Consider the following 12,476-nt stretch of genomic DNA (forward strand, 5'->3'; position numbering starts at 1 on the left):
CGCGACGCCGTCGACCTCGACGTGGTCGCTCACCGTCTCATGACCCGGTTGATCAGGCACCGATACTCTTCTCTTCGAGGCCTCCCGCGAGCACATGGGCGTGCACGTGGAAGATGGTCTGGCCCGCGTTCGGGCCGGTGTTGAAGACCAGGCGGAAGTCCCCGTCCGAATGCTCGGCGGCGACCGTGTTCGCGAGTCCCACGAGCTCCGCCATGAGGTCCGGGTCGCCGGCGGCGAGCTCGACGACGTTGTGGTACTCCTCGGTCTTGGGGATCACCAGCAGGTGCACAGGCGCCTTCGGGGCGATGTCACGGATGGCGAATGCGTTCTCGGTCTCTGCGATGATCTCGGACGGGATCTCCCCGTCCAGGATGCGCGTGAAGATCGAAGGCTCACTCATGTCGCAAGTCTACCGACGGGGCCTTGCGACCGGCTCCGGGAGCGGTCGGTGAGCCTCCCCGGTCGGTGAGCCTCCCCGGTCGGTGAGCCTCCCCGGTCGGTGAGCCTCCCCGGTCGGTGAGCCTCCCCGGTCGGTGAGCCTCCCCGGTCGGTGAGCCTGTCGAACCGTCACCACCGCCCGAGCGCGGTGCTGACGACGGCCAGCGCCGCGGGACCCGCGGTCGAGGTGCGCAGCACCGTGTCGCCGAGGCGCACGAGTCGCGCGCCCGCGGCAGCGAGTGCGTCGAGCTCTTCGGGGGCGATGCCGCCTTCGGGTCCGACGACGAGCACGATGTCCCGCGCCTCACCCGGGTCCACCGCGAGTGCGCCGAGCCGCTCGGTCGCCGTCGGCTCGAGGATCAGGACGAGGGATGCTGCCGCCCGGCGCGCGACCGCCGCGGTCGTGGTCATCTCCGCCACCTCCGGCACCCACGCGCGGTGGGCCTGCTTCGCGGCCTCCCGCACGATGGTCGCCCAGCGGGCGCGGCCCTTCGAGGCCTTCGCCGCGTCCCAGCGGGACACGCTGCGGGCGGCCTGCCACGGCACGATCTCGTCGACGCCGAGCTCGGTCGCCGCCTGCACGGCGAGCTCGTCCCGGTCTCCCTTGGCCAGGGCCTGCACGAGTACGATGCGCGGGCTCGGGGGCGCAGCATCCGTCCGTCCGCCGATGCGCACGACCACCTCGCGGGGCGCCACCGACTCGACCGTGCCGGTGAGCCACGCACCGCGGCCGTCGCCGACCGTGACCTCTTCGCCGACGCGCACCCTGCGCACCGTCGAGGCGTGGTGAGCCTCCGCGCCGGTGAGCGTCACGGCGTCGCCGGGAGCGGCGCCGACGGGCTCGTCGAGGAGGAAGTGCAGTGCCACGGGTCAGCTGTTCCGGAAGCGGTCGCGGAGCTTCGCGAACAGGCCCTGGTGGAACTCGGCGAGCTTGGGGGCCGGTGCCTTGGTGCGCTTCGCGAAGTCCTCGATGAGGGCGCGCTCCTTGTGGTCGAGGCGCGTGGGAGTGACGACGTGCACGCCGACCTTGAGGTCGCCGCGCTGCGAGCCGCGCAGCGGCGTGATGCCGCGGCCCTTGATCGTGAGGATGTCTCCGGCCTGCACGCCCGCCCGCACCTCGAGGTCGACCGGGCCGTCGAGCGACTGGATGGTCGTCGTCGTGCCGAGGATCGCGTCGGGCATCGACACCTCGAGCGTCGCCAGCAGGTCGTCGCCGTCACGGCTGAACACCTCGTGCGGCTGCACCGTGACCTCGATGTACAGGTCGCCGTTGGGGCCGCCGGCCGGGCCGACCTCGCCCGAACCCGGAAGCTGCAGGCGGAGTCCGGTCTCGACGCCGGCCGGGATGTCGAGCGACACGGTGCGGCGGGCGCGCACGCGGCCCTGCCCCTGGCAGGTCGCGCACGGGTACGGGATCGTCGTGCCGTAGCCCTGGCAGACGTTGCACGGCTGCGTCGTGACGACGTTGCCGAGGAGGCTCCGCACCTGGCGCTGCACGTTGCCGGTGCCGTGGCAGATGTCGCACGTCACCGGGCTCGTCCCGGGCTGGCAGCACGAGCCCTGACAGGTCTCGCACACGACGGCCGTGTCGACCTCGATGTCGCGGTGCGTGCCGAACACGACATCGCCGAGCTCGAGGGTGACGCGGACCAGCGCGTCCTGGCCGCGCTCGCGGCGCGATCGTGGCCGCCCGCCGCGCGATCCGCCCGCCGCCCCGAAGAAGGTCTCGAAGATGTCGTTGAACCCGCCGAAGCCACCGGCCCCACCGCCGAACGGCGAGTCGCCGCCGCCCATGTCGTAGCGGGCGCGCTGATCGGGGTCGCTGAGGACGTCGTACGCGTGCGTCACGAGCTTGAAGCGCTCGGATGCCTCCTCGCCCGGGTTCACGTCCGGGTGCAGCTGTCGGGCCAGCCGCCGGTACGCCTTCTTGATCTCGTCGGTGGAGGCGTCGCGTGAGACGCCGAGGACCTCGTAGTGGTCAGCCACTTTCGCCTTCCTGCCGCGGCCGCGCCGCGGGATCGTGTGTGCGCGCGTGCGTCAGCGGGAGCTGTCGTCCTGCTCGAGCATGCGCGTGAGATAGCGCGCGACGGCGCGGACCGTCGCGAGGTTCGTGGGGTAATCCATGCGCGTCGGGCCGAGCACGCCGACGCGGGCGAGAGAGCCCGTCGCGTCGTAGTCGCTGGCGACGACGGATGCCTCGGCCAGGCCGAAAGCCTCGTTCTCGCGGCCGATGCTCGCGGCGAGGCCGTGCTCGTCGGCGACCATCTCGCCCATGAGCCGCAGCAGGGTCACCTGCTCCTCGATCGCCTCGAGGAGCGGATAGATGCTGCCGCGGAAGTCGGATTCCCGGCGTGCGAGGTTGGCGCTGCCGGCCATCACGAGCTTGTCCTGGCGGAACTCCTCGAGCTCCTCGGCGACGGCGCGGACGATCTCGTCCGTCGCGCGCTCGTGCGCCGGAGCCTGCGCATCCGGTCCCTCGAGGCGCTCGGCGATGCGCTGCAGTCCTTCGCGCACGGGCCGGCCGACCAGGAGGGTGCCGAGCCCCGCGCGGATGTGCGCGAGGTCGACGTCGTCGAAGTCCTCGCCGACGAACGTCAGGCGCTGCGACACGCGTCCCGTGTCGGTGACCACGATCACCAGCATCCGTCCGCCGCCGAGCTGGACCAGCTCGACGTGGGTGACGGTCGCGCGCGCGAACGACGGGTACTGCACGATCGCGACCTGGCCGGTCAGCTGCGTGAGGGCGCGCACGGTGCGCACGAGGACGTCGTCGAGGTCGCCGGAGCCGTCGAGGAACGAGGCGATGGCCGCCCGCTGGGCCGGCGAGAGCGGCCGGAGCTCTGCGAGATGGTCGACGAAGACGCGGTAGCCCTTGTCAGTGGGCACGCGGCCCGACGAGGTGTGCGGCGCGACGATGAGCTCTTCGTCTTCGAGCAGCGCCATGTCGTTGCGGATCGTCGCGGCGGACACGCCGAAGGCGTGCCGTTCGACGATCGCCTTGCTGCCGACCGGCTCGCGCGTGTCGACGTAGTCCTGGACGATCGCCCGCAGCACCTGCAGACCTCGTTCGCTGACCATCCCGCCTCCTCACGCCGCAGCTGGCACTCGCACGACTGGAGTGCCAATTCTATCCGATGCCCCTGCCCGGATCGTCGAGCGACGCCGGGATGGATCGTGATCGTCGTCCGACCCGCGATCGTGCCGGGGCTAATCGGTGAGCGCCCGCACCACCGCGTCGGCGAGCAGGCGACCGCGCCGCGTGAGCACGACCCTCCCGCGTAGCGCGGCGGGACCCTCGATGAGCCCGTCCGCGATCAGCGCGGCGACTGCGTGACGGCCTTCGCCGAGGAGCTCCTCGACGGGGAGGCCCTCGCGGATGCGGGTGCGCAGCAGCACGCTCTCGAGGTTCCTGGCCGCGGCATCCGGGATCTCGCGCCCCGCGGCCGGCGACTCCCCCGCGGCCAGTCGCTGCGCGTAGGCGGCGGGGTGCTTGACGTTCCAGAACCGCACGCCGGCGACGTGGCTGTGCGCGCCGGGACCGAAGCCCCACCAGTCCGCGCCGACCCAGTACGCGAGGTTGTGGCGGGAGCGGTGCGCGTCACCGCGCGCCCAGTTCGACACCTCGTACCACTCGAACCCCGCGTCCGCGAGCAGGTCGTCTGCGAGCTCGTACATGTCGGCCTGCAGGTCGTCGTCGGGTGCGACGACCTCGCCACGGCGGATCTGGCGAGCGAGCTTCGTGCCGTCCTCGATGATGAGCGCGTACGCCGAGATGTGGTCGGGCTCGAGGGAGACCGCCGCCTCAAGCGACGCGCGCCAGTCGTCGAGCGATTCACCCGGTGCGCCGTAGATGAGGTCGACGCTGACGTCGAGCCCGGCCCCGCGCGCAGCGGCCACCGCCGTGCGGACGTTGTCGGGATCGTGCGTGCGATCGAGGGCCGCGAGAACGTGCGGGACGGCCGACTGCATGCCGATGGAGAGGCGCGTGACCCCGGATGCCGCGAGCTCGGCCGCGACCGCGGGCGTGACCGTGTCGGGGTTGGCCTCGACAGTGATCTCGGCCCCGTCGGCGACACCGAACGTGTCGCGGACGCCGGCCAGCATGCGTGCGAGGTCGCCGGGCGGGAGCAGCGTCGGGGTGCCGCCGCCGAAGAACACCGTCGACGCGGGACGGTTCCCTCCGGCGCGCTCGAGCACGGGCGCCGCCAGCTCGATCTCACGAAGCAGCGTGTCGGCGTACTCGTCCTGGCGGGCGCCCCGCAGCTCGGACGACGTGTACGTGTTGAAGTCGCAGTACCCGCAGCGGACGCGGCAGAAGGGGACGTGCAGATACACGCTGAACTCTGCGGCCGGATCGATGCGCGTGCCGGCCGGCAGCGAGCCGTCCGAGGGAACGGGCTCGCCGAGGGGAAGAGCGGAGCCCATCAGCGCCTCACGCGGGAGTCGTGTACAGCGGCGAGATCGCGCGCAGGTACCGCGTGAACAGCTCGCGACGACGGCGCTTCGTGAGCCCCGGAAGCATCCGGTACAGCACGGCACGGGGCGCGTCGAAGGCTCGGACGGTGAACCAGACCTCGTCGTTGTCGTACCAGTCGAGCATGAACGACTCCTCGCCGCTCACGACGGAGTCGCTCACGGTCCCGAGCGCGAAGCCCACCCGCCGAGGCTCCTCGACGGCGAAGATGACGCGCAGCTCCGCGTCGGCGCGGAGCCCCTTGACGCGGCCGTCGACGCGGATCGTCGTGCCCGCGCCCACGAACGGGGTCCCGTCCGCGTCGAAGCGCTGCTCGGCCTCGGAGCGACTGGGCTTGACGGGGTTGCCCTCGGCGTCGAAGCTCACCCCCGAGTACATGGGACCGGAGGCGGGGCGCACGTCGGTGACGTCGAGCCCGGCACCGCGCTGGGCGGTCCACGACATCAGCGCCTCGCTCGCGGCGCGGAAGCGCGCTTCGCCGCTGCCGATCCGCCACGACTGCTCTGCAGGGATGCTGCGCTCCGGCGGATACTGCATCAGATCCGGCGCTTGGGTCGCCCCGACAGCGGCGTAGTCGACGGTGTCGTCACGGAAGGTTCCTCGACGCATGGATTCCAGCCTACTTCGCGAGTCGCATCACTTCTTGGCAGGACCCTCGACGTCGCCTGAGAGCGCGGCGATGAACGCCTCTTGGGGGACCTCGACGCGACCGACCATCTTCATGCGCTTCTTGCCCTCCTTCTGCTTCTCGAGGAGCTTGCGCTTGCGGGAGATGTCACCGCCGTAGCACTTGGCGAGGACGTCCTTGCGCATCGCGCGGATGTTCTCGCGAGCGATGATGCGGGCGCCGATGGCGGCCTGGATCGGCACCTCGAACTGCTGACGAGGGATGAGCTTGCGCAGGCGCTCGGTCATCATCGTGCCGTAGGCGTACGCCTTGTCGCGGTGCACGATCGAGCTGAACGCGTCGACCTTGTCGCCCTGCAGCAGGATGTCGACCTTCACGAGGTCGGCCGTCTGCGAACCGGCGGGCTCGTAGTCGAGGCTCGCGTAACCCTGCGTCTTGGATTTGAGGTGGTCGAAGAAGTCGAACACGATCTCGCCGAGGGGCATGTGGTAGCGGAGCTCCACGCGGTCCTCGCTGAGGTACTCCATGCCCAGGAGCGACCCGCGGCGGGACTGGCACAGCTCCATGACGGTGCCGACGTAGTCCTTGGGGAGCAGGATGCCGACCTTGACGACCGGCTCGGACACCTCGGCGACGCGCCCGTCCGGGTACTCGCTCGGGTTGGTGACGACGACGGTCTCGCCGGTGTCGGTCGTGACCTCGTACGTCACCGAGGGTGCGGTCGTGATGAGGTCGAGGTCGAACTCGCGCGAGAGGCGCTCGGTGATGATCTCGAGGTGCAGCAGGCCCAGGAAGCCGCAGCGGAAGCCGAAGCCGAGCGCCACCGACGTCTCCGGCTCGTACTGGAGGGACGCGTCCGACAGCTTGAGCTTGTCGAGCGCCTCACGCAGGTCGGCGTAGTCGCTCTGATCGATCGGGTAGATCCCCGAGAAGACCATGGGCTTCGGGTCGGTGTAGCCGGACAGCGGCTCGGTCGCGGGCTTGCGCTGGTTGGTGATCGTGTCGCCCACCTTGGACTGGCGGACGTCCTTCACACCGGTGATCAGGTAGCCGACCTCGCCGACGCCGAGCCCCTTGGTGGGGACCGGCTCGGGGCTCGAGACGCCGATCTCGAGGAGGTCGTGCGTCGCCTTGGTCGACATCATCTGGATGCGCTCGCGCGGCTCCAGCTTGCCGTCGACCATGCGGACGTAGGTCACCACACCGCGGTACGAGTCGTACACCGAATCGAAGATCATGGCGCGGGCGGGGGCATCCGGATTCCCCTTCGGCGCGGGGATCTGCTCGACGATGCGGTCGAGCAGTGTCTCGACGCCCATGCCGGTCTTACCGCTCACGCGCAGCACGTCATCGGGCGAGCCGCCGATGAGGCCGGCCAGCTCTGCGGCGTACTTCTCGGGGTCGGCGGCCGGCAGGTCGATCTTGTTGAGCACCGGGATGATGTGGAGGTCGTTCTCGAGCGCGAGGTAGAGGTTCGCGAGGGTCTGCGCCTCGATGCCCTGCGCGGCGTCGACGAGCAGGATCGCACCCTCGCAGGCGGCGAGTGAACGTGAGACCTCGTACGTGAAGTCCACGTGACCGGGGGTGTCGATCATGTTGAGCGCGAAGGTCTGGTCAGCCGTGGCCCACGGCATGCGCACGGCCTGCGACTTGATCGTGATGCCGCGCTCGCGCTCGATGTCCATGCGGTCGAGGTACTGCGCGCGCATATCGCGGTCGGAGACGACGCCGGTGATCTGCAGCATGCGGTCGGCCAACGTCGACTTGCCGTGGTCGATGTGGGCGATGATGCAGAAGTTGCGGATCAGCTCGGGCGGCGTGGCAGAGGGCTCGAGGGGCTTCAGGGCGCGCGGTGACATGTCCAGACGATTGTACGGGTGCGCGCCGCCCGGCGAACCCCGGCGACGGCGTGCGGGTCAGGCCGGGGCGGGGATGCGGCTCAGCCCCTCGAGCAGCTCGTCGCGGTCGCTGGCCACGCACACGCGGATCCAGCCCTCGCCCGAGGCACCGAACGCGCTTCCGGGAGCGACAGCGACACCCTGCTCGTCGAGGAACCGCTCGCACCAGGCGACGACGTCGCCGCCGGAGACGTGCGTGACGTCGATCCAGAGATAGAAGGCCCCTGTGGGGTCGAGGTAGCGGAGCCCCCGGGCGTCGAGGAGCGCCGTGGCAGCGGCGAGGTTGTCGCGGTAGTGCGCCGCGCTGTGGCCGACCGGCGCCTGGTCGCCGATGAGCGCCTCTGCGGCCGCCCGCTGCGACGGCTCGTCGACGCAGCTGACCACGGACTCCTGCACCCGCAGCATGGTCTGCCGCCATCCCGGAGGCGTGACCAGCCACCCGACCCGCGCTCCGGTCATCGCGTACGTCTTCGACATCGAGAACACCGACAGCACGCGGCCGCCGTCGTCCAGCGTCGCGGGGCTCACGTGCGGCTCACCCCACGTGAAGCGCTCGTACACCTCGTCGCTGATGAGCCACAGGTCGCGGCGGCGCGCCAGGCCGATCAGCGCCTCCAGCGTCGGGCGGTCGAAGGTCGACCCGAGCGGGTTGGAGGGGGTGTTCACGATGATCGCGCGCGTCCGCGGGGTGACCAGCGACTCGAGCTCGGCGAGATCGGGCTGGAACGCGCGCTCGGGACGCAGCGGATACGGCACCGGCGTGGCCTGCCTGAGATGGGCGTTCATCGTGAAGGTCGTGTACCCGGGATCGGGCACCAGCACCTCGTCGTCCTGCGACAGAGTGAGCGCCATCGCCAGATGCAGCGCCTGGGTGGCGCCGACCGTGACCCAGATCTGCTCGATGTCGACGTCGAGGGCGTTCTCACGAGCGAGCTTGTCGCGGATCGCTTCGCGAAGCGCCGCGATGCCGCCGTTGGGGGTGTATCGGATCGCACCCTCGCGCCACGCCTGGGACGCGGCATCCCTGACACGCTCGCCCGCGACCTCGCCCGGCTCCCCCACCGCGAGGATGATCGTGCCGGGGCGGCGCAGGGCGCGCTCGAGGATGTGACGCACACCGGAACCCGGCATGCGCGCGATGTGCGGGGCGATCTCGGGCATGCCGCCATGCTAAGCGGGCACGCACGGCTACCCTGGCGTCATGGTCGTCCAGGTCGTCCTCGTGCACGGCATCCGGACGTCCGCGACGATGTGGCGCGCGCAGGTGGAGTACCTGACCCAGCGGGGCAACCCGGTGACGGCGGTCGACCTCCCCGGGCACGGTTCCCGCATGGGTGAGGAGTTCACCCTCGAGTCCGCGTTCGCCACGATCGATTCCGCGGTGCGCGCCGCGGCGGAGCGCGGCCCGGTGCTGCTGTCGGGTCACTCGATGGGCGGCCTGCTGTGCATCGAGTACGTCGGGGCGGAGGATCCCCCGCCGGTCGCGGGCTTCATCGCGGCGTCGTGCACCGCGATCCCGCGCGGCGTGGGGCTCGCGACGTACCGCGTGCTGGCCCGCGGCTTCGATTCCCTTCCCGACCGAGGGATGTGGCTGACCGACCGGATGCTCGACCGCATCCTTCCCGACGAGACCCGCGCCGACTTCGGCGCCGGCGGCTACGCACTCGATGCGCAGGACATCGCGCTGCGCAGCCTCTCGGTGCTCGATCTGCTCGCGGCCCTCCATCGCATCGACGTGCCGCTGTGGTTCGTCAACGGACAGTGGGACCAACTCCGCCTGAACGAGAAGCTGTTCATGAGGGTCGCGCAGCACGCAGAGCTGATCGTCGTGCCGCGGACGACCCATCACGTGACGGTGATGCGCCCGCGCGTGTTCAACGCCCTGCTCGAAGTCGCCCTCCGCACGCTGGAGGCGTCACACGCCTGACGGCTGGCGCTCGCGGCTGCGGATTGCGTACGTCATGAAGCCGCCCGCGATCGACAGGATTCCTCCCACGAGGAACAGCAGCCAGAAGCCGCCCACGAGGGCGACGAGACCGGCGCCGAGGAGCGGGCCGATGAGCTGGCCGAGGCTCGCCGAGACGTTCACGAAGCCGAGGTCGCGGGCGTGGTCCTCGGGATACGGGAGCAGGTCCGTGCCGAGGGCGAGTCCCACGGACATGTACGCGCCGTAGCCGACGCCGAGGAGGGCCGCCGCGATCATCGCGGTGGTGAGCGACGGCGCCACCACCAGGATGATCGACGCGAGCCCCTGCACGACGGCCGACCACACGACGAACGGGATCCGCCGGCCGGTGCGGTCCGAGATCCACCCCGACGCGATCGAGGAGGCCACCACGAACAGGGTGTAGACGAGGATCAGGAGCAGCAGCTCGTCCTCGGCCGTCGCGGGGTCGCGGTGCAGGCCGTAGAGCAGGAAGAAGAGCAGCAGGCCGGTTCCGAGCGCGTTGCCGATGTTCACGGTGAGGCGCCCGGCGAGCAGCCACGCGAAGTCGCGATCGCGCAGCGCCGCGAGCCGTTCGCCGAGCGTGCGCACCTGGCGGGCGACGGCGACGTCCGAGCGCGCGGGCGGATCGGGCAGCAGGAGCGCCGCCGCGGTGCCCACCACCGCGAGGAAGCCGGCGAGGACGAGGTAGCCGACCACGACGCCGAGCTCGAGCAGCACGATGACGCCGACGCCCACCACGATGCCGAGGGCCTGAGACGACGATACGGCGGCGGATGCTGCGCCCCGCTGCGTCGTGAGCTGATCGGCGATGAGGGCGGTGAAGGCCGCGGAGGCGACGGCGACGCCGACCGAGACGCCGACCCAGGCGAGTCCCACGCCCCACGGACCCGATGCGAAGGCGATCGCGGTGAGCGACGCGGTGCCGAGCCACACTCCGCCGAGCGCCCAGGGGCGCCGGCGACCCATCCTGCCGCGGGTGCGATCGGACAGGCCGCCGGCGACCGGGGCGGCGATCACGCCGGCGATACCGCCCATCGCCAGCACGAGGCCGGAGGACACCACGCCCGACACCCACCCGTCGGCATCGTCGGGCGTGTTGAGCTGCAGCGGGATGAGCAGCTGCAGCGGCGTGAGCTGCACCGTCCAGAGCGCGAGCCACGCCAGCGTGAAGAGCGTGAACCAGCCGACGCCGACCTTGGCGCCCTGCCGGGCGCTCACGCGTGTGCCTCCGCGATGAGGGCGCGGTACCAGTCGAACGACGCCTTCGGCGTGCGTGCCGAGGTGTCGAAGTCGACGTGGACGAGACCGAACCGCTGGGACCAGCCGTCCGCCCACTCGAAGTTGTCCAGGAGCGACCACACCGTGTACTCCCGCACGTCGACGCCCGCAGCGGCGGCCGCGCCGACGGCGTCGATGTGTCCCGCGAGGTAGGAGATGCGGTCGGCGTCGGGGACTGGTCCGTCGACGTGGTCAGGTTCGGGGAAGGACGCCCCGTTCTCGCCGATCACGAGCGGCGGCAGGCGGTCGCCGTAGCGTTCGCGGAAATCGAGCAGGAGGCCGGTGAGGGCCGCGGGCACGATCGGCCACTCGGATCCGAAGCCTGTGACGGCCGCGCCGGGTGTGGGCACGATCTCGAACGGGACCGGGCTGCCCTCGGGAGCGGCGGCGATCGTCGTCGGGTTGTAGAAGTTGATCCCGTAGAAGTCCCCCGGCGCGGAGATCAGCTCCAGATCGCCGTCCTCGACGGGCATGGGCGGGATGCCGAACGCGTCGAGGTCGGGGTACGCGCCGGTCAGGACGGGGTCGGCGAAGACGCGGTTGTGGAGCAGGTCGTACACGGCCGCGGCTGCGAGGTCGGCATCCGTGTCTCCGGTCGGGAGCACCAGGGTGTGATTGTTGACGATCCCGACCTCCTCGGCACCCGCCGCGCGCAGCGTGCGGAGGGCGAGGCCGTGCGCGAGCAGCTGGTGGTGCACTGTCGGCAGCGCGCCGAACAGCAGCTGCTTGCCCGGCGCGAGCGTGCCGACGGCATAGCCCTGCAGCGACGTCGAGACCGGCTCATTGAGCGTGTACCAGTGGCGGATGCTGCCGCCCAGCGCCTCCGCGACGATCTCGGCGTACTCGCCGAAGCGCAGCGCCGTGTCGCGGTCGAGCCATCCGCCGCGCTCTTCCAGGACGCTCGGCAGATCCCAGTGGTACAGCGTCGCGAAGGGCGTCACCCCCGCCTCGAGCAGGTCGTCGGCGAGGCGTCGGTAGTAGTCGAGGCCCGCCTGCAGGACGGGACCGCCGGGCTCGGGCTGCACGCGCACCCACGAGATCGAGAAGCGGTAGCGGTCGACGCCGAGCCCGGCGAGCAGCGCCACGTCTTCGTGATGACGTCGGTAGCTGTCAGGACCGGGATCGGCGGTCGCGCCGTCGCGCACCGCGCCGGGCGTGCCGACGAAGTCGTCCCAGATCGACCGGCCCCGCCCGTCGGCGGCGCGCGAGCCCTCGACCTGGAACGCGGCGGTCGCCGCGGACCACCGGAAGCCCGGCGGGAACGGCGAGAGATCGACAGACGGATGCTGCGGCACGGCGGACTCCTTCGTCACGGAGCGCGCATCCCCAGCGGCGCGCGCACCCACGCGTAGATCATGCATCATCGAAGGGCTCTGCCGTGCACGCCTGTGGACGTCAATGAGTCACCGGTTCACCTGGTAGAATCCTTGTTTGGCTTGCGTGTGGGTTCGCCCTCACGACCGCCGCGAAGCGCCCCTCTCTCGCTGACCGGCACACAAATCCGATTCACCTTCGAACGAAAGACGTCGACACGTGGCGAACATCAAGTCGCAGATCAAGCGCAACAAGACCAACGAGAAGGCGCGCGAGCGCAACAAGGCCGTCAAGAGCGAGCTGAAGACGCACGTCCGTCGCACCCGCGAGGCGATCGCGGCCGGCGACAAGGCCGCGGCCGAGAAGGCGCTGGGCACGGCGACCAAGAAGCTCGACAAGGCCGTCAGCAAGGGCGTCATCCACCAGAACCAGGCGGCGAACCGCAAGTCGGCCATCGCCAAGCAGGTCGCCGCTCTCTGAGCCTCTGACACGCTCCGC

12 protein-coding genes are annotated in these 12,476 nt (G+C 70.8%); 2 read left to right on the forward strand and 10 right to left on the reverse strand.

Going from position 1 to position 12,476, the window contains the following annotated elements; genetic code table 11:
• Positions 1–52: 52 nt before the first annotated feature.
• The 8 genes from ACLBXX_RS07895 to ACLBXX_RS07930 form a co-directional block, all read right to left on the reverse strand.
• Entirely contained in the window at positions 53–400 is a 348-nt protein-coding gene (locus ACLBXX_RS07895; protein ID WP_387137385.1) for an HIT domain-containing protein, read from the reverse strand.
• A 167-nt stretch (positions 401–567) separates the two neighbouring features.
• Positions 568–1,305 (reverse strand): 16S rRNA (uracil(1498)-N(3))-methyltransferase, encoded by a 738-nt coding sequence (locus tag ACLBXX_RS07900; protein ID WP_447657585.1) that lies wholly within the window; start codon positions 1,303–1,305, stop codon positions 568–570.
• Between the two features lie 3 nt (positions 1,306–1,308).
• Positions 1,309–2,424, reverse strand: coding sequence for a molecular chaperone DnaJ (gene dnaJ / locus ACLBXX_RS07905; protein ID WP_447657586.1), 1,116 nt, complete (start codon positions 2,422–2,424; stop codon positions 1,309–1,311).
• A 51-nt stretch (positions 2,425–2,475) separates the two neighbouring features.
• Complete coding sequence (hrcA, locus tag ACLBXX_RS07910) at positions 2,476–3,516, reverse strand: heat-inducible transcriptional repressor HrcA (RefSeq protein ID WP_310291000.1); 1,041 nt, start codon at positions 3,514–3,516, stop codon at positions 2,476–2,478.
• Between the two features lie 129 nt (positions 3,517–3,645).
• Positions 3,646–4,863 (reverse strand): radical SAM family heme chaperone HemW, encoded by a 1,218-nt coding sequence (hemW, locus tag ACLBXX_RS07915; RefSeq protein WP_447657587.1) that lies wholly within the window; start codon positions 4,861–4,863, stop codon positions 3,646–3,648.
• Between the two features lie 7 nt (positions 4,864–4,870).
• Positions 4,871–5,521: a DUF1990 family protein gene (locus tag ACLBXX_RS07920; protein ID WP_310291004.1), complete on the reverse strand. Its 651-nt coding sequence runs from the start codon at positions 5,519–5,521 to the stop codon at positions 4,871–4,873.
• A gap of 27 nt (positions 5,522–5,548) precedes the next feature.
• A complete protein-coding gene (gene lepA / locus ACLBXX_RS07925; RefSeq protein WP_447657588.1) occupies positions 5,549–7,399 on the reverse strand; it encodes a translation elongation factor 4 in 1,851 nt (616 codons plus the stop codon).
• 57 nt (positions 7,400–7,456) lie between these two features.
• The gene (locus tag ACLBXX_RS07930) at positions 7,457–8,599 is read right to left on the reverse strand and encodes a pyridoxal phosphate-dependent aminotransferase (protein ID WP_447657589.1); all 1,143 of its coding nucleotides are present in this window, start codon (positions 8,597–8,599) and stop codon (positions 7,457–7,459) included.
• 40 nt (positions 8,600–8,639) lie between these two features.
• Between ACLBXX_RS07930 and ACLBXX_RS07935 the strand changes: the two genes are divergently transcribed.
• Positions 8,640–9,365 (forward strand): alpha/beta fold hydrolase, encoded by a 726-nt coding sequence (locus tag ACLBXX_RS07935; protein WP_447657590.1) that lies wholly within the window; start codon positions 8,640–8,642, stop codon positions 9,363–9,365.
• Here ACLBXX_RS07935 and ACLBXX_RS07940 read toward each other — a convergent pair.
• Complete coding sequence (locus ACLBXX_RS07940) at positions 9,354–10,604, reverse strand: MFS transporter (RefSeq protein ID WP_447657591.1); 1,251 nt, start codon at positions 10,602–10,604, stop codon at positions 9,354–9,356. The two genes, ACLBXX_RS07935 and ACLBXX_RS07940, sit on opposite strands and share 12 nt — an antisense overlap.
• Entirely contained in the window at positions 10,601–11,977 is a 1,377-nt protein-coding gene (locus ACLBXX_RS07945) for a GH1 family beta-glucosidase (protein ID WP_447657592.1), read from the reverse strand. Before ACLBXX_RS07945 ends, ACLBXX_RS07940 begins: the two co-directional genes overlap by 4 nt.
• Before the next feature lie 220 nt (positions 11,978–12,197).
• On the opposite strand from ACLBXX_RS07945, the gene rpsT reads away from it, so the two are divergent.
• Positions 12,198–12,458, forward strand: coding sequence for a 30S ribosomal protein S20 (gene rpsT, locus ACLBXX_RS07950; protein WP_310291020.1), 261 nt, complete (start codon positions 12,198–12,200; stop codon positions 12,456–12,458).
• The last annotated feature ends 18 nt before the right edge of the window (positions 12,459–12,476 follow it).

The sequence above is a fragment of the Microbacterium sp. C23T genome (genome assembly GCF_053345975.1).